The following is a 17,183-nucleotide window of genomic DNA, read 5'->3' on the forward strand; positions in this document are numbered from 1 at the left end:
AACCTACGGGCTCGACATCGGGCGGGCCTTGCCCGATCCTTCCGCGAAAGGATACGCGGGAGGACGCATTGTCGGCTGACGTGAAGGAGTCCCTGTTCCGCCGGATCGAGGAGCGGCGCGACGAGCTGGTCGCGCTGACCCGCGACCTGATCCGCATCCCCACCGTGAACCCGCCGGGCGACGTCTATACCGATTGCGCGGAGTTCATCGGCCGGCGGCTGGCCGCCCGCGGCTTTCAGCTGGAGTATGTGCGGGCCGAAGGCGCGCCGGGCGACAGCGACCGCTACCCGCGCACCAACGTCATCGCCCGGATCGAGGGGCGGCGCCCCGGCGCCTGCGTGCATTTCAACGGCCACATCGACGTGGTGCCGGCCGGGCGCGGCTGGACCGTCGACCCGTTCGAAGGGGTGGTGAAGGACGGGCGCGTCTATGGCCGCGGCGCCTGCGACATGAAGGGCGGCATCGCCGCCTCCATCATCGCGGTGGAGGCGATCCTGGAGGAGGGCATCCCCTTCGCCGGCGCCCTGGAAATCTCCGGCACGGTGGACGAGGAGTCCGGCGGCTATGGCGGCGTCGGGCATCTGGCGAGGCTCGGCTACTTCTCCCGCCCGCGCGTCGACCATGTGATCATCCCGGAGCCGCTGAACGTCGACCGGGTGTGCATCGGCCACCGCGGCGTCTGGTGGGCGGAGATCGAGACGAAGGGGCGCGTCGCCCACGGCTCCATGCCCTTCCTCGGCAACTGCGCGGTGCGCCACATGGGCGCCGTGCTGCACCGGATCGAGACGGAGCTGATCCCGCGCCTGGCATCCAAGCGCACCGCTATGCCCGTGGTGCCGGAGGGTGCCCGCCAGTCCACCCTGAACGTCAACGCCATCCACGGCGGCCAGCCGGAGGACCGCGAGGGCCTGCCGAGCCCGGTCGTGCCCGACAGCTGCCGCATGGTGATCGACCGCCGCTACCTGATCGAGGAGGACCCGGAAGCGGTGAAGGCGGAGATCGTCGGCATCCTGGACGACCTGCGGCGCGAGCGCCCCGGCTTCGACTACGAGCTGCGCGAGGTGCTGGCCTTCCTGCCGACCATGACCGACGCGGACGCGCCGGTGGTGCGCGCGGTGGAGGCGGCAATCCAGACGGTGCTGGGCCGCCCGGCGGTGCAGGTGGTGTCCCCCGGCACCTACGACCAGAAGCACATCGTGCGCGTCGGCCACCTGAAGGACTGCATCGCCTACGGCCCCGGCATCCTCGACCTCGCCCACCAGCCGGACGAGTATGTCGGCATCGACGACATGGTGCATTCGGCGCAGGTCATGGCGCTGGCGACGTTGGAGTTGCTGGGGGCGCGCTGATCCCCTCTCCCTGCCCCGCAGGGAGAGGGAGGGGCCCGCACCGAAGGTGTGGGAGGGTGAGGGCAAAGTCTTCCCGAAAAACCAAGCCCTCACCCTCCCGCTTCGCGGGCCCCTCCCTCTCCCGCCGGAGGCGGGCGAGGGGATTAGACCGGCGCCACCCGCGGGAAGCGCAGCGTGAACCGCACCCCGGCCCCCAGTTCGCTCGTCACCTTGATGGTCCCGCCCAGGCGCTGGGCGACGAGGTTGTAGACGATGTGCAGGCCGAGGCCGGTGCTGCCCTGGGCGCGGCGGGTGGTGAAGAAGGGGTCGAAGATGGCCGGCAGGCTGTCCGGTGCGATGCCGCGGCCGTCGTCGGTGTAGACGATCTCCACGCTGTCGGCGTCGGGCTCCGTCACCGCGATGCCAAGCTGGCCGACATGCCCGGCCTCGAAGCCGTGGACCAGCGTGTTGGAGATCAGGTTCGTCAGGATCTGGGCGAGCGCGCCCGGGTAGTTGTCGAGCTGGATGTGCTCCGGGCAGTCCACGGTCAGCTTGTGGCCCGGCTTCTGCCACATGGGGCGGAGGCTGAGCACGAGGTCGCCGATCCAGTCGTCCAGCGTGAAGACGCGCCGTTCGTCGCTGGTCTGGTCGGCGGCCACCTGCTTGAAGCCCTGGACGAGGTCGGCGGCGCGGCTGAGGTTGGCGAGCAGAAGGGTCGTGGAGTCCACCGCGGTCGTCGCGTAGGCGTCGAACTCGGCGCGGCGCAGCTTGCCGGCCTCGATCCCCTTGGCGATGCGCTGGGTCTCGTCGGACAGGAAGGAGGCCGCGGTCAGCGCCACGCCCAGCGGCGTGTTGATCTCGTGCGCCACGCCGGCCACCAGCTGGCCGAGTGCGGCCATCTTTTCCGCCTGGACCAGCTGCTGCTGGGTTTCCTGCAGGCGGGCGTGAGCGGCGCTGACCTCGTCCAGCGTCCGGCGCAGCACCTCCGACTGTTCGCTGAGCGCCCGGGTGCGGTCGGCCACCTGCCCTTCCAGGTTCCGGTTGAAGGCGGCCAGCTCGTCGTAGAGGCGCGCGTTCTCCAGCGAGATGGCGATCTGCGCCGCCAGCAGCCGCGGCGCCTCCAGCCGCTGGTCGACGAAGGCGTTGGTGACGAGGTTGTTCTCCAGATAGAGCAGGCCGACCAGCTGCCCCTGGCGGGCCAGCGGCAGGGTCAGCACCGACTTCGGCCGGCGCGCCCGGATGTAGGGATCCTCGGCGAAGCGCGGGTCGGCCACGGCGTCGGCCAGCACCACCGGTTCCAGCACGCGGGCGGTGTAGGCGACGACCGTCGCCGGCAGGCGCGGCCCGCCGTCGTCGGCCGGGCTGTCCGGGTCCAGCGCCGGCAGGGCGCGGTAGACGTCCGCCGACTCGTCGCCCTCCGCCGCCAGCACCAGATGGCCGTCCGAGCGGCACAGCAGGAGGGAGCCGCGCTCCGCCCCTGCCACCTCGAACACCGTGCGCAGCAGCCGGTCGACCAGCGCCTCCCGGTGGATTTCGCCGGAGATGGCCTGGGCGGCCTTCAGCACCGCCTCGATGTCCAGCGCCCCGGTGTTCAGCCGGTCGGTGGAGGAGGAGCGGCGCGTCGCCCCCCGCTGCGTCCCGTGCCCCTGGGCCGCCAGCTCGGGAAAGCGGCGTTCCATCTCCGCCACCTTGGCCCAGGCTTCCCAGCGGCGGTAGACGTCGCGGGCCTGGGTGCGGTGGAAGAGGGAGAGCGCGCCCATGCCGCGCTCCGCGTAGAAGTCGGCGGCGCGCTCGTTGGCGGCGGCCAGTTCGTGCGTGAAGCCGGACTCGCCGGCCGCGGCGATGGCGGCGGCGTAGCGCAGGGCCGCGGCCTCCGGCTTGTTCAGCAGGCGCAGCTGCTCGGCCTCCAGCAGCAGCAGCCGGTGGCGGTGGTTGGCCGGGCCGACGGCCGTGCTCTTGCGGAACCAGCGGATCGTCCGGTTCAGCGCCCGCCCGGCGCGCCGCCGCTCCGCCTGGGTGGAGAAGGGGCCCATCGCCTCCACCAGCCCGCTCTCGAACAGGGCGACGGCCTGCAGGTAGTTGCCGCGCTGGGCCTGGGTGTAGCCGGCGAACTCCTTGCGGATCGCGCGGGCCTCGGTGGCGGCGCCGAACATGCGGGCGATCTGCATCTTGACCAGCAGGAAGCCGGCGACCGCGAAGCTGTTGTTGGCCGCCTTCAGATCGGCCAGCGTCTTCTCCTCGTCCAGGTAGCGGCCGGTCAGGCGCCAGGGCGTGGCGGTCCCCTGGCGCAGGTTCTCGATGGCCTGGGACAGCCCGGCGACCAGCGGCGTGTAGAACTGGAAGCCGATGCGGGTCAGCCGGCGCAGCACGTCGTGCGACTCCGCCTCCAGCCGCGACAGCTCCGTCCCCATGTGCCAGCCGATGCGCAGCCACGTCACCAGCGTGTAGCCGGCGTCGTCGCTTTCCCCGCCGTTCAGCGCCAGCTGGTGCGCCTCCAGCATCGCCGGGCGGATCTCCGACAGCGGCTTGACCCAGTGCAGGCCGTAGTAGTTGGAGACGTACATGGCCTGCCCGGCCCGAATGGACCGTGTGCCGGCCTCGGCCAGATCCATCGTGCGCTTGGCCGAGCGGTAGGCGGACCGGCGCAGGCCGGCGCTGGCGGCGATGGCCGCCCAGGTGACGTGGGCGCCGGCCGTGAAGGTCGGAACGCCGGACCCCAGCGCGATCCGGATGTTGCGCATGGCGATCGGCACCATCAGGTCGCGCCGTGCGACGAACGCGGCCGTTTGGAGGACCGACAGCAACCGGATCGCCATCTGGACGCGCGCCAGCTCCGCCGGGTCGGTGGCGGGCCGCGCCGGCCGGCGGCTGTGGCGCAGCATGGCCCAACCGCCGCGAGCCAGCGCGGAGAGGATCGACAGCGCGCTGCCGCGCCTGGGCAGATGGACGCCCAGCGCCCGCACCGCCCCCAGCCCCAAGTCCAGCGCCTGGCGCAGGTCGCCGCGCACCGTCGCCGCGCTGACCTGGAAGAAGCGGGCCGGCACGGCGTCCGCCGGGTCGCGGACCTTGGACACCAGCGCCTCCGCCAGCGCGTCGGCCTTGGCGTAGTCGCTGCCCATGCAGGCGGCCCCGACCGCCGCCAGCGACAGCTCCAGCATCAGGGGGTAGTCGGCGGCCCAGCCCTCGTCCCCCATGAAGGCCAGCCCCGCCTCCGCGTAGAGGGCGGCGGGCTCGAAGGCGGCCGAGGCGTTGGCCTGCTTGGCGGCCTCCAGGTTCAGCCGCGCCATGCGGTGCCGTTCCTCGGCGTCGGTGACCAGCGCCACGCCCTGGTTGACGTGGGCGATGACGTCGAACAGCCGTTCGCTGCGTTCGCCGGCTTCGCCCCCACCGGCGCCGCGGGCGAGCAGCAGCCGACCGATGGACAGGTGGGTCGCCGCCCGCTCCGCCTCCGGGATCAGGGCATAGGCGGCCTGCTGCACGCGGTCGTGCAGGAAGCGGTAGCGGCTGGTGAGCAGCGCGCTCGCCTCGTCCTCGGACATCGCGCGCGTGCCGTCGGAGGCGTAGCGGTAGGCGTCGCCGACGGGGAGGACCATCTCCTCCCGCAGGCCGGGCCACAGCGCGCCGGCCAGGTCCGGCACCGGCCGGTCGGCGGCCACCGCCAGGGTGCCCAGGTCGAAACTGTTGCCGACGCAGGCCGCGAGGCTGAGCACCCGCTGCGTCTCCGCCGGCAGGCGCTGCATCTTGGCGACCATCAGTTCGACCACGTTGGCCGTGCTGGCGTGCCCGGCCACCGCCGCCTGGTCCCAGCCCCAGGCGCCGGCCGCGGGGTCGAATCGGACCAGCCCGGCCTCGACCAGTGACAGCAGGAACTGCGCCAGGAAGAAGGGGTTGCCCTCGGTCTTGGCGCGGCACACCTCGGCCAGGGCGGCCACCTCCCGCTCCTCGCGGCGCAGCGTGTCGGCGACCAGCCGGCGCACCGCCGTCTCGTCCAGCGGCCCCACGGCCAGCGACTCGACGTGCGTGCCGGAGTCGCGCACCGCCTCCACCATCTTGTGGAAGGCGTGGCCCGGCGGCACCTCGGCATCGCGGAAGGCGCCGATCAGCAGCATGTGGCGCAGGTCGGTGCAGCCCGCCAGCTTGGCCAGCAGGTCCAGCGACGGGCGGTCGGCCCATTGCAGGTCGTCCAGGAAGACCACCAGCGGCCGTTCCGGCGTGGCCAGCGCCATCACCAGGTTTTGGAAGGTCATCTGGAAGCGGAACTCGCTCTCCACCGGCCCCAGCGGCGGCACCGGCGGCTGTTCCCCCAGGATCAAGGCCAGCGACGGGATCAGCTCCGTCACCACGGCACCGGTGGAGCCCACCGCCTGCGCCAGCACGGCGCGCCGTTCGGCCAGTTCCGCCTCCGGCTCCGCCAGCAGGCGGCGGGCGAGCTGGTCGAAGGCCTGGATCAGCGCGGAATAGGGGATGGCGCGCTTGACCTGGTCGAACTTGCCCTCGACGAAATGGCCGCGCTTGGCGGTCATCGGCTTGTGCACCTCGTGCACCAGCGCCGACTTGCCGATGCCCGGCGACCCGCCGACCAGCAGAAGCTCCGCCCGCCCGCCGCACACCCGCTCGTAGGCGGCGAGCAGGAGCCGCGCCTCCTCCTCCCGCCCATAGAGGCGTTCGGGGATGCGGAAGCGCTCGCTGCGGTCCTGCCGGCCCAGCGCGAAGGCGGGCACGGGCCGGCCGGCCTCCAGCGCCTCGATGCAGGCCTCCAGGTCGGCCTTCAGGCCGTGGCCGCTCTGGTAGCGCGCCTCCGGGTCCTTGGCCAGGAGCTTCAGCACGATGTCGGACACCAGGGCGGGCACCGACGGGTCGAGCTGGCAGGGCGGGACGGGTGCCCGGGCGATGTGGCCGTGCACCACGGCCAGCGTGTCCTCCCCTTCGAAGGGGACGTGGCCGGTCAGCAGCTCATAGAGGGTGGCGCCCAGCGCGTAGAAGTCGGCGCGCCAGTCGACGGAGCGGTTCATGCGGCCGGTCTGCTCCGGCGCGATGTAGGGCAGCGTGCCTTCGAAGGCCTGGGCGGCGCTGGCCGCCTCGCGGGCCAGCTCGGCGGCAATGCCGAAGTCGATCAGCTCGACCGTGCCGGACTGCCGGTTCCAGATGATGTTCGCCGGGCTGACGTCCTTGTGGATGACGTTGCGCGCGTGCACGGTCCCCAGCGCCGCCGCCGCCGCCGCCGCGATCCGCAGCGACTCCGCCACCGTGGGGCGGCCGGCTTCCAGGATGCGGTCCAGGCTGGCGCCGCCGCGGTCGCGCATGACCAGCGTCAGGCCGTCCCGCCCCTCGTCGAGGTCGAGCACCTCCACCACCCCGGCGGCGGCCAGCGTCCGGGCGAGCGCGAACTCCCGGCGGAAGCGCGGCACATCGGAGGAGTTGGGGCGCGGCCGTTCCAGCCGCTTCAGCACGATCGGCAGCCCGTCGTCCAGGCGCACGCCGCGGTACACGCTCACCAGCGCACCGTGGTGAAGCTTCTCCCCAACCGAGTACTTGGACGCGACGGCCAGACCTTCCATTCACAACCCGTTTTCCGCAGCGCGGCGCCCTGGTCGCCCCGTGTTAGTCCGCCAGCCCCGCGGCTCGCGCACAACCCAATGGTTTAACCCCTTCATACCACTAGAGACGGCGCACGGAAATCGACTTGCTGGATTTCGTATGAATGGCGCTCCCGCAGGGCTATCGCATTTGGCGCCAAATCCCTCTCCCGCCCCGGGAGAGGGTGGCCCGAAGGGCCTCTCGCGCTGGCTTACGGCCAGCGCTGACGGCGTCAGGCGGATGCCAAGGGCATCCGCTGAGAGCCGGGTGAGGGTGCCGACAAGGATCAAGTCGCTGATCGTTGGAAGACCCTCACCCTTCCCACGCTTCGCGCGGGTCCCTTCCCTCTCCCGGGACGGGAGAGGGATTTCAAGTGCAATTGCCCTGGGCACTCCCGGCCGGGGGCTTGACCGGGCGGTCGCAAGGCCCGACCTCCATCACGGCGCCGCCGCGCCGGAAGGAGCATCGTCCCCATGAAGATCCCCGGTCCCGACCACCCCATCACGATCACGCCGAATCCGAACCGCGTCCGCGTCGTCTTCGCCGGGCGCGTCGTGGCCGACACGACGCGCGCCCTGTCGCTGAAGGAGGCCAGCTACCCCGCCGTCCTCTACATCCCGCGGGAGGACGCCGACCTGTCGGCTTTCGAGCGCACCAGCCACGCCAGCCACTGCCCCTACAAGGGCGACGCGGCCTACTACAGCCTGCGCGTCGGCGACCGGCGGGCCGAGAACGCCGTCTGGACCTACGACACCCCCAACCCCGCCGTGGCGGCGATCCGGGAGCATCTGGCCTTCTACCCCGACCGCGTGGACCGGATCGAGGAACAGCCGGCCTGAGCCCGGCTCCCGCTATTCAAGCGGAATGTCGCCCTTGATCTCGTGCGACAGGTCCAGGCCCTCGATGGTCAGGACCACGCGCGCCTTCAGCGTTTCGTTTCCCTTCAGCGTGCCGGCGGCCAGCGCGTCGTTCACGGCGCGCTCGATCTCGCGTTGCGAGGTCACGCCGACCACCTTCAGGAACTTCCGGGTGCCCATGTTGAAGGTGTCGTCGTTCATGGCAACTCTCCTTTGATGACGTCTCCCTGCCCATAACCAACAGAGAATAGCCGCGGGTTCGCACCGGCGGCGGGCGCAAAGGGGGAGCCGCATCGGGGAGGACGACCATGGGCCACCGCGCGCCCGTCGCTGAGCTTGCAACGCACAGCGTGACCAGCCAGCGGCCGGACGGGACGCGCAACGCGTTTCGACTTCAGCGTCTGAAGGACAAGCTCGGCAACCGGCCCAACGCCTCGGCGGAGATCGAATACGACGCCGCCGATGCGCCCGGTGCTCGCCGACCTCGCGCCGGAGAGCGAGGCGGCCACGGCGCTGGTCCTGCGCGTCGCCAGGGCCTTCGACGAGGGGAAGACCGATCCGGCGGCGCGCGCCTTCGCCCGGCTGGCGGTCGCCATCATGAAATACTGGGTGACCAAGCGCTGCCCCGCCCTGGTCTATGAGGCGCTGGAGTGCCACGGCGGCAACGGCTACGTGGAGGACGGCGGCATGCCGCGGCGCTCGCCGCGCTGGAGGCGGAACTGGACTCGGCCCGCGGGCTGGACGGGCGGCTGGACGGCTGGGTCCGCAACACCCGCGCGCTGTTCGCAGATCCTGCAACGCTTGAGCTTCAGGCGCGCCGGCTGGTGGAACGGCTGGCCCTGGAGATCATTGGGGCCTGTGCTTCGGCACGCTGCCGTCTGGCGAATCCGGTCGCGCGCCCTACCCTCACACGCAGTCTCACAAAAGGTCCCCTCCCATGAACCTCGATCTCAGCAACCGCCGCGCCCTGGTGACCGGATCCACCGCCGGCATCGGCTTCGCCATTGCCCGCGAGCTTGCCGCGCTGGGCGCCACGGTGGTGGTCAACGGGCGGTCGGCCGACGGCGTCGAGCGCGCGGCCAAGCGCATCCGCGACGCGGTCCCCAACGCGTCGGTGGAGCCCATCGCGCTGGACGCCGCCACGGCGGAGGGGGCCGACGCGCTGATCGCCCGCGTGCCCGCCGTGGACATCCTGGTCAACAACCTCGGCATCTTCGAGCCCAAGCCCTTCTTCGAGATCCCCGACGAGGACTGGCGCCGCTTCTTCGACGTCAACGTGCTGAGCGGCATCCGCTTCGCCCGCGCCTACGCGCCGGGCATGGCGCAGCGCGGCTGGGGCCGCATCCTGTTCATCTCCAGCGAATCGGGCCTGAACATCCCGAAGGAGATGATCCATTACGGCATGAGCAAGACCGCGCAGCTCAGCGTCTCCCGCGGGCTGGCGGCGGAGCTGGCGGGAACGGGGGTGACGGTGAACGCCGTGCTGCCCGGCCCGACCCGGACGGAGGGGGTGGAGACCTTCCTGAAGGACATCGCCCGCAACACCGGACGCAGCGTGGAGCAGGTGGAGGCCGACTTCTTCCGCAACGAGCGCCCGTCCTCCCTGATCCGCCGCTTCGCCGAGCCGGAGGAGGTCGCCAACCTCGCCGCCTACCTGTGCAGCCCGGCGGCCTCGGCCACCACCGGGGCGGGGCTGCGGGTGGACGGCGGGGTGGTCAGCACCATCGCGTGAGGCGGGCGCTGGACGGACTCAGGCCGGGACGCCGAGCGCCTCGTCCAGCAGCGCCTTCAGGTCGCGCACGGCCAAGGGCTTGTGCAGGACGCGGTAGCCGCCGGCTGCGATCGCGGCGATGAGGTCGGGGGCGGTGTCGCCGGTCAGGATCACGCTGAGCGCCGGCCGGGACAGCCTGGCCTCCACGGCGCGGAGCACCTCCAGGCCGGTGACGCCGCCGTCGAGCCGGTGGTCGGCGATGACGAGCGCCGGCTGGTCCGGCGCCGAGGCCAGCCGGTCGAAAGCGTCGGCGGCCGTGGCGGCGGCCAGCACGGTCCAGCCCAGCTGTGCCAGCAGAAGCGACAACCCCTCGCGCACCAGGGGATCGTCGTCGACGGCCAGCGCGACGGGCCGGGCGGGCTGCCGGCCGTCCTGGTCCCCGCCGCCGCCATCCTCCGCGCCCGGCGCGCTCCGGCCGGAGTCCATGTCCAGCGGGATCGCGATGGTGAAGCAGGAGCCGCGGCCGGGGACGGAGGCGACCTGCACCCGGCATTCCAGCAGCACGGCCAGCCGGTGCACGATGGCCAGCCCGAGGCCCAGCCCCTTGCCGCGGTCCCGCGCCGGGTTGGCGATCTGGTAGAATTCCAGGAAGATCCGCTCCAGATGCTCGGGCGGGATGCCGATTCCCGTGTCGTGCACCTGGATCAGCAGGCGGTCGCCGCGCCGCCGGCAGCCGACGAGGATGCGGCCCCGGTCCGTGTAGCGCAGGGCGTTTTCCAGCAGGTTGCGCAGCACCCGCTCCAGCAGCGCCGGGTCGGTGCGCACGGTCAGCGACGACGGGACGACCCGCAGCTCCAGCCCCTGCTCCGCGGCGCGCAGCCGGTACTCATCCTCCAGGTCGTCGAGGACATGGTGCAGCGGCACCGGGCGCAGGTCGACCGGGACGGCGCTGGCATCCAGCTTGGAGATGTCCAGCAGCGCCTCCAGCATGCGGCACAGCGCCTGGACCGACGTTTCCAGCTTGCCGACCAGGGCTTCGGCCGGGTGGTCGGCCAGCCGTGCCCGCAGTGACCCGGTCAACAGGACGAGCGACTGGACGGGCTGCCGCAGGTCATGGCTGGCGGCGGCCAGGAAATCGGTCTTGGCCTGGCTGGCCCGCTGCGCGGTGTCCAGCGCCTTCACCGCGGCCTGGCAGGCGCGCTGCGCCTCCGCCCGGGCGGCCTCCGCCTCCGCGCGGGCCTGCTCCGCATCGCGGACCAGCGCGCGCTGGACGGCGATCTCATCCTCGGCCAGCCGGTTCCGGTCGCGCTGAATGCGGTCGATCTGGTCGAGCATCATGTTGAAGGCGCGCGCCAGCCGCCCGACCTCGTCGTCGCTGCGCACGGTCGCGCGCTGGCCGGAGCAGCCGTCGCGCAGGACGGCGCCGGCCAGCTGTTCCAGGTCGCGGAGCGACCGCGTCAGGTGGTTGCCCGCGGTGCGGCAGCCCACCACGATCAGTACCAGGGCCGCCAGACCCACCAGCGCATAGGCTGACAGGCCGATCCCGGCCTGGGCCGGCTCCGGGGCCTTCGGCGCGTCCAGCCGGATCGTCAGGCCGAGGGCGGCCAGCCGGTCCGGCAGCTGAAGCGGGATGTCCGTCCCGAACCACCCCGCCGCCGGTTCCGCCGGGGCGGATCCCGCGTGCCGCAGGTGGGCCTGCGGGTGCAGGACCAGCGCGTTCAGCGGAAGCTTGTAGAGCAGCGCCCCCTGCTGCGACAGGGTCGCGGAGTGGACCAGCATCTCCGCCCCCAGCAGGAAGGGCCGGCCGTCATCCTCCACCACCGTCGCCACGGGGCGCCCCGACCCTGCCGCCGCCGCCAGCCACGCCATGTCCCGCGCGGTCACGCCGCCCATCCGGTTGTCCGCGATCGCCGTAATCGTGGCGTCGGTGTAGACGAGCGACACGGGGACTCCGGCCACGCGGTCGAAGCTGCGCAGGAACGGGACGAGGTCCGTCTTGCGCACGGTTCCCCGCGCGATGGCCGCGGCGATGGCGTCGTTGTCGGCCAGATCCTCCATGGTTCGGACGACGGCGGTCAGCAGCTCCTCCGTCTGGCGCGCGACGAGGGTGGCGTTGGCCCGGACGTTGCCGCGGTGCTGCGCCAGCAGGCTGTCGCTCGCCATCCGGTGCAGTTCCGCCCCGACGACGATCACCAGCAGGACCGACAGCGTCGCCGACACGAACGCGAAGCGGTGGGCGAGCGGACGGGAGACGCGGCGCCCCGGCGGTCTGAGGAACGGCAGGCTTTCGAACAGACCGGCAAAGACATGCGAAAAGACCGCCGTCGCGCCATGGGAATCGCGCATGCCACACCCCGAGAACAATCACAGATTTCATCGTTCGCCGAAAAGTCTGCGGGGTTCACCCGGTGGGGTCAATTCGACCGATGTAAAGAGAGCACGACTCCAAAACGGATCCGGCGACTCTTTTTCCAAAGCTATACACCTCCATATAACCTATGCGGGGCGAAGCAATGATTCATCGGCGGAACGCAGCAATGAAACCGCCGCGGCACAGGAATCGGATCGATGTGTCCGGCCCGTCCATACGAGGTCGTATGGACCTCAGTCGTCCTCGTAGAGCCCCTGGGGGGCGGTGCGGTGGCACGCCTCGCAGTTGACCTTGGACACCACGCCGGGCCGGGTCCAGGCCTCGGGGCGGAGGCGGTGCTCCCGCACCCACCAGGGCTGTTCGGTGATCCGCGCCAGCCCGCCGTCGCCCCGGACGGCGGCGTTGCCCGTCAGGTAGGCGCGGATGTCCGCGGCGACGTCGGGCGCCAGGGCGGCGCTTTCGCCGAAATGGTCGTTGAGGTTGTCCATGATCCGGTTCCAGCTGGCCGCTGGCAGAAGGCCGGGCTGGAAGGCCATGTGGCACTCGCCGCATTCCTTGCGGGTCGGCTCGTGGGTCACCGGGCGGACCCGCTCGAACGGGTTGGCAAGGGCGGGGACGGCGGCCGCCAGGACGAGCGCGCCGGCGGCGATGATGCGGTGGGGAAAAGGCATGATCGTCTTCCTTACTGGCCGGCGAGATAGGTGATGAAGTCCCCCTTCTCCGCGGCCGTGCAGGCGCGGCCGAGGACGTTGGGGCAGTCGCGGTCGAACCGCTTCTCCACCTCGGCGCGGTCGGTGAAGCGCCTGGGGTTGGCGGAGACCGCCATCGGCTCGATGGCCCGGCCGGTCTTCGCGTGCCGGCCGGTTGCCGCCGGGTTCGGCGTGTGGCAGGCGGCGCAGGCGTTGGCATCCCCCTTGCCGCCCGCGTGCGGGCCGAGGTAGAGCGCGCGTCCGCGGTCCGCCGAAAAGCCGGCGAAGCTTGGCGCCTCGGCTTTCGCCTGGGCGGCGTAGCCGTCGAGGATGGCGCTGCGGGCGGCGCCTTCACCGGCGGCGTAGGCCACGCCCGCGCCAACGGCGAGCAGGGCCACCGTGGGCAGGAGGATTCGTCTCAAGGCGTGCGGGATCATGGGACAGAAGACTCCGTTCGGTTGAGCCGCACCGCGCGCCGGGCGGCGGCGGTTTTCAGCGCGTGCAGGGCGAAGACGAGGGCGAGGTGGGCGATCACGACGGCCAGCGCCCAGTCGGCGACCGCCTCGTGCAACCGCTCGACCGGCGTTGCGAAATCAGCGACCGCCCCGGTCAGCGCGGCGCCCCCGACCACCGCCAGCAAGGCCATGGCCATCCAGGCCAGCAGGGGGCTGCGCTGGACGCGGGCGCGGGGATCGCCGACGAGAAGGCGCGCCATCCACCCCATCGCTGCCCCGGCCGACGGGCGCGGCAGGCGCAACGGCCCGGATGGAGCGACCCAGGCCGCGGCCAGACGCACCGCCAGCGCCGCGAGCACCGTGTAGCCGGCGAATTGGTGCATGCCGTAGGTGTCCTCGTCGCCGGTCAGCCAGCTGACCAGGAAGGCCCCCGACAGCGTCGCGTGGAAGGCCAGCAGGAACAGCGTCTTGCCGGGCAACGGCCGGCGTTTGGCGGGTCCGGGGGCGGAGACGTCAATCGTCGTCATGCCCGCCTCCGGACAGGACGGACAGCAGCGCGCCGGCCGTGCCGGCAACGCCCTGCCCCATCGTCACCGCCTGGAAGGAGAAGGCGGCCAGCGCGACCAGCAGCGCCGCGGCGGCGGCCTGGATCATCATTCGGCGGATCATCCGCGGACTCCGTTTCGGTGGCTTCCAAAGATGCCCGGATGATGCGCGGGTCCCGCTGAACGGAGGCTGAGGGGCGCGTTCAGGTGCCATTCAGGCTTGGGTGTGCTTAACTGATGCCCATGCCGCCGTTCCGCCTCATCATCCCGACGCTCGCCCTGCTCGCCGGGCTGGGCCAGGCCGCGTCGGCCGACGACGGGGACGGGAACGACCACGACCGCGCCCGCGACGCGCTGCGCTCCGGCCGCGCCCTGCCGCTGGAGGAGATCGTCGCCAAGGCCAGCGCCGACTTCCCCGGCGAGATCCTGGACGTGGAGTTTGAGGACGAGGACGGCAGGATCGTCTACGAGATCAAGACCATCACCGCCGAGGGGCGCATCCTGAAGCTGAAGTACGACGCCGCGACCGGCGAGCTTCTCCAGGTGCGCGGGCGGCACGGCCATCATAACGGCCACCGGGGGAGGAAGTGAGGCCATGCGCCTGCTCGTGGTGGAGGACGACCCGGCGCTCAGCCGCCAGCTCGCCGGCCGGCTGGAAAGCGCGGGCTACGCCGTCGATGTCGCGGACAACGGGGAGGACGGCCAGTTCCTGGGCGAGACGGAGCCCTACGACGCCATCGTGCTCGACCTCGGGCTGCCGCGGGTGGACGGGCTGTCGGTGCTGCGCAACTGGCGCGCCCGGGGGATCGCCGCGCCGGTCATCATCCTGACGGCGCGCGGCGCCTGGACGGAGAAGGTGCAGGGAATCGACGCCGGGGCCGACGACTACCTCGCCAAACCCTTCAGCATGGAGGAGTTGCTGGCCCGCATCCGCGCGCTGATCCGCCGGTCCAAGGGCCACGCCTCGGCCGAGATCGCCTGCGGCGGGGTGGTGCTGGACACGCGGTCGGGCCGGGTGACGGTGGACGGACAGCCGGTGGATCTGACCGCGCACGAGTACCGCGTGCTCGCCTACCTCATGCACCGCATGGGGCAGGTGGTGTCGCGCGCCGAGCTAACCGAGCACATCTACGCCCAGGATTTTGACCGCGATTCCAACACCATCGAGGTGTTCATCGGGCGCCTGCGCCGCAAGCTGGGCGTGGACGTCATCAAGACCGTGCGCGGCCTCGGCTACAAGGTGGAGGAGCCGTGAGTGCCGATGCCGCGCGCCAGAGAGAGATCACCGGTGCGGTCACCGGGTCCCTGCGGTTCCGCCTGCTGGCCGGGGCGGCGGTGTGGATCGCGCTGGCGCTCGCCATGGCCGGGGCGGTGCTGTCCGGCCTGTTCCGCGACCACGTCGCCCGGCGCTTCGACGCGGAGCTGACCACCCACCTGAACCAGCTGGCCGCCCTGGCCGACACCGGTGCGGACGGCGCCCCGGTGTTGCGCCACCCGCTGAGCGACCCGCGCTTCCGGCTGCCGCTGTCGGGCCTCTACTGGCAGGTCAACGACACAGGCGGACCGCGGCTGCGCTCCCGCTCCCTGTGGGACGAGGCGCTGGCGCTGCCGCCTGATGAACCTGCCGATGGGGAGGTGCACCGCCACGTCGTCACCGGCCCGGCGGACCGCCGGCTGGTCGTGCTGGAACGCTCCGTCACCCTGCCCGGCGCGCCGGCCCCGCTGCGCATCGCCATCGCCGGGGACGAGGGGGAGATGGCGGGCGTCATCGCCGCCTTTGACCGGGTGCTGTGGCTGTCGCTGGGCGTGCTGGCGCTGGTGCTGATCGCCGCGGCGGTCGTCCAGGTCTCGGTCGGGCTGCGCCCGCTCGTCCGCCTGCGCGCCGAGCTGGCGGAGGTGCGCGCCGGGCGCAAGAAGCGCTTCGGCGCCGTGGCGCCGAGCGAGGTGCAGCCTCTGCTGGAGGACCTGAACGCGCTTCTCGACCATTCGGAGGAGGTCGTCGGGCGCGCCCGGCTCCAGGCCGGGAACCTGGCGCACGCGCTGAAGACCAATCTGGCGGTGCTGGCGAACGAGGCCGACGGGCTGAAGCCGGAGAACGCGCGGGCGGTCGGGGCGGCCATCGGCCGGCAGGTGGCGGAGATGCGCCGCCACATCGACCACCACACGGCCCGCGCCCGCGCCGCCGCCGCGCGCGGCCTGCCCGGCATCGCCACGCCGGTGGCCGACAGCGCCGCGGCGCTCGGCCGGGTGATGGCGAAGATCCACGCCAGCGACCGTGTGGGGGACCGGGTGGCCGTCACCGTCCGCGTCCCGCGCGAGCACGTCTTCGCCGGGGAGCGCGCGGATCTGGACGAGATGCTGGGCAACCTGCTGGACAACGCCTGCAAGTGGGCGCGGTCGCGGGTCGAGGTGACCTCGCGGCTGGAAGCCGGCGGCATGCTGGCGGTCAGCGTGGACGACGACGGGCCGGGCCTGCCCGCCGACCGCCGCGGGGCAGTCCTGGCCCCCGGCGTCCGGCTGGACGAAAGCACGCCGGGAACCGGGCTCGGCCTCGCGGTCGTCCGCGACGTGGCCCGGCTCTACGGCGGCGACGTCCGCCTGTCCGACTCGCCGCTCGGCGGGCTGCGGGCGGAGCTGGTGCTGCCGGTCGCGGACGGGTCGTGAGGGGCCTTCAGACGCCGGACGGCCCGCTCCAGCCTCCCCGCTTTACCCTCAGTGCGTCTGCTGCACCTTGCTGATGCGCTCGGTGATGGTGTCGAGGCGGCGGATCAACTGGTCCTCGTCCTCCGGCGCGATCTGCCCCTTGCGTTGGGCAAGCCGCAGGGCCGCTTGCGCCTCTTCCAGGCAATCGAGCGTGTGACGCACGTAATCGTGTTGGGCCATGGTCCGTCGCCTCCTGTGCCGTAATCAATTCGAGCACAAACAGAAAGGCGCGCGGTCGGTTCCGGACGAAACGTCCCGCTTTGCCGCGCCGTGTCCGGATTGCTGACGCAAAGGTTGTGCCCGCACCGCCGCGGGGCGACCGGGCCGCAGACATGGAACCCAAAACGATTGAACCCAAGACATACATTGAACCCAAGACATACGACGACCGTTTCGTGGCACCCCGGCGGCGGGGCGAGGGTTTCCCCCACAGGTCTGCGGACGCGGACCGGTGGCATCCACGGGCGTCACGCCATTCGATCGGGCGGGGCCAGCCCATCCTTTCTCCGGGATGCGGTGCCACCGGCCGGTGCCCCCGCCGCATCGCGCCCGCGAGCCCCCTTGCGCCCCGGCGTCTCCCGCGCCGGTCGCCGCGGCAGCCGTGCATTCCCCCCTCCGCACGGCTGCCGCCCCCATTTCCCTGGAGAAATCCGGTCGTTCCTTCCGCGGGCTTCGTCCGGAGCCGTCCCGCGCCCCGTTCCTTGTCCCCGCGCAACAAAAGCGCAAAAAAGTGACGGGCACGCCGGAGGGGCGCACCCGTCAGTAAAAGACCCGCAGGCGGAACGGCAACGCTTACGGCGCGTGACATCGGGTCGGCTCGGCGGCCTTCCCCACGCCGTCATTCCCGTCACACACGGGCAAGCAACAGGCCCGTCCCGCCGTCCATGCTGCGAACCGGACGCCATATCCCCTAGGACAAGCGAAAGCGACCACGGCGACGCATCATT

14 protein-coding genes and 1 pseudogene are annotated in these 17,183 nt (G+C 71.9%); 7 read left to right on the plus strand and 8 right to left on the minus strand.

All coding sequences use genetic code 11. The annotated features are described in order from the left end of the window. Positions 1-68: 68 nt before the first annotated feature. On the plus strand, positions 69-1,349 hold the full coding sequence (locus tag J2851_RS26000) for an acetylornithine deacetylase/succinyl-diaminopimelate desuccinylase family protein (protein WP_209769948.1): 1,281 nt from the start codon (positions 69-71) through the stop codon (positions 1,347-1,349). A gap of 143 nt (positions 1,350-1,492) precedes the next feature. Here the strand turns inward: J2851_RS26000 and J2851_RS36395 are convergent, their stop codons facing one another. Then, complete coding sequence (locus J2851_RS36395; RefSeq protein WP_209769949.1) at positions 1,493-6,886, minus strand: trifunctional serine/threonine-protein kinase/ATP-binding protein/sensor histidine kinase; 5,394 nt, start codon at positions 6,884-6,886, stop codon at positions 1,493-1,495. A 492-nt stretch (positions 6,887-7,378) separates the two neighbouring features. Between J2851_RS36395 and J2851_RS26010 the strand changes: the two genes are divergently transcribed. Then, positions 7,379-7,744, plus strand: coding sequence for a DUF427 domain-containing protein (locus tag J2851_RS26010; protein WP_209769950.1), 366 nt, complete (start codon positions 7,379-7,381; stop codon positions 7,742-7,744). A 12-nt stretch (positions 7,745-7,756) separates the two neighbouring features. Here the strand turns inward: J2851_RS26010 and J2851_RS26015 are convergent, their stop codons facing one another. Then, the gene (locus J2851_RS26015; protein WP_209769951.1) at positions 7,757-7,963 is read right to left on the minus strand and encodes a DUF6494 family protein; all 207 of its coding nucleotides are present in this window, start codon (positions 7,961-7,963) and stop codon (positions 7,757-7,759) included. A 261-nt stretch (positions 7,964-8,224) separates the two neighbouring features. Here J2851_RS26015 and J2851_RS36050 point away from each other — a divergent pair. Further along, positions 8,225-8,401: pseudogene (locus tag J2851_RS36050) on the plus strand (acyl-CoA dehydrogenase family protein); the annotation flags it as partial. Positions 8,402-8,699: 298 nt separating this feature from the next. After that, on the plus strand, positions 8,700-9,494 hold the full coding sequence (locus J2851_RS26025) for an SDR family NAD(P)-dependent oxidoreductase (RefSeq protein WP_209769953.1): 795 nt from the start codon (positions 8,700-8,702) through the stop codon (positions 9,492-9,494). 18 nt (positions 9,495-9,512) lie between these two features. Here the strand turns inward: J2851_RS26025 and J2851_RS26030 are convergent, their stop codons facing one another. The 5 genes from J2851_RS26030 to J2851_RS26050 all read right to left on the minus strand — a co-directional run bounded on the left by J2851_RS26030 (position 9,513) and on the right by J2851_RS26050 (position 13,657). Next, a complete protein-coding gene (locus J2851_RS26030) occupies positions 9,513-11,819 on the minus strand; it encodes a hybrid sensor histidine kinase/response regulator (protein ID WP_209769955.1) in 2,307 nt (768 codons plus the stop codon). A gap of 258 nt (positions 11,820-12,077) precedes the next feature. Continuing rightward, positions 12,078-12,515, minus strand: a complete 438-nt coding sequence (locus tag J2851_RS26035; protein WP_209769956.1) for a diheme cytochrome c — start codon at positions 12,513-12,515, stop codon at positions 12,078-12,080. 11 nt (positions 12,516-12,526) lie between these two features. After that, positions 12,527-12,970 carry a DUF1924 domain-containing protein gene (locus J2851_RS26040; RefSeq protein WP_209769958.1) on the minus strand — a complete coding sequence of 148 codons (444 nt, stop codon included), beginning with the start codon at positions 12,968-12,970 and terminating at the stop codon, positions 12,527-12,529. Further along, entirely contained in the window at positions 12,967-13,515 is a 549-nt protein-coding gene (locus J2851_RS26045) for a cytochrome b/b6 domain-containing protein (RefSeq protein ID WP_209769960.1), read from the minus strand. Before J2851_RS26045 ends, J2851_RS26040 begins: the two co-directional genes overlap by 4 nt. After that, entirely contained in the window at positions 13,502-13,657 is a 156-nt protein-coding gene (locus tag J2851_RS26050) for a hypothetical protein (protein ID WP_209769962.1), read from the minus strand. The genes J2851_RS26045 and J2851_RS26050 overlap by 14 nt, the downstream gene beginning before the upstream one ends. A 113-nt stretch (positions 13,658-13,770) precedes the next feature. Here J2851_RS26050 and J2851_RS26055 point away from each other — a divergent pair, with 113 nt between their 5' ends. Genes J2851_RS26055 through J2851_RS26065 form a run of 3 tightly spaced genes read left to right on the plus strand, consistent with a single transcriptional unit; the run spans position 13,771 to position 16,197 of the window. After that, entirely contained in the window at positions 13,771-14,124 is a 354-nt protein-coding gene (locus J2851_RS26055) for a PepSY domain-containing protein (RefSeq protein ID WP_246500933.1), read from the plus strand. Between the two features lie 4 nt (positions 14,125-14,128). Continuing rightward, positions 14,129-14,788 (plus strand): response regulator, encoded by a 660-nt coding sequence (locus J2851_RS26060; protein ID WP_209769963.1) that lies wholly within the window; start codon positions 14,129-14,131, stop codon positions 14,786-14,788. Further along, positions 14,785-16,197, plus strand: a complete 1,413-nt coding sequence (locus J2851_RS26065; RefSeq protein WP_307420199.1) for a sensor histidine kinase — start codon at positions 14,785-14,787, stop codon at positions 16,195-16,197. The genes J2851_RS26060 and J2851_RS26065 overlap by 4 nt, the downstream gene beginning before the upstream one ends. Before the next feature lie 48 nt (positions 16,198-16,245). On the opposite strand, the gene J2851_RS26070 is transcribed toward J2851_RS26065, so the two are convergent. Continuing rightward, positions 16,246-16,416, minus strand: coding sequence for a hypothetical protein (locus tag J2851_RS26070; protein WP_209769964.1), 171 nt, complete (start codon positions 16,414-16,416; stop codon positions 16,246-16,248). Positions 16,417-17,183 lie beyond the last annotated feature (767 nt).

The organism is Azospirillum rugosum (assembly GCF_017876155.1).
GTDB classification, from domain to species: Bacteria; Pseudomonadota; Alphaproteobacteria; order Azospirillales; family Azospirillaceae; genus Azospirillum; species Azospirillum rugosum.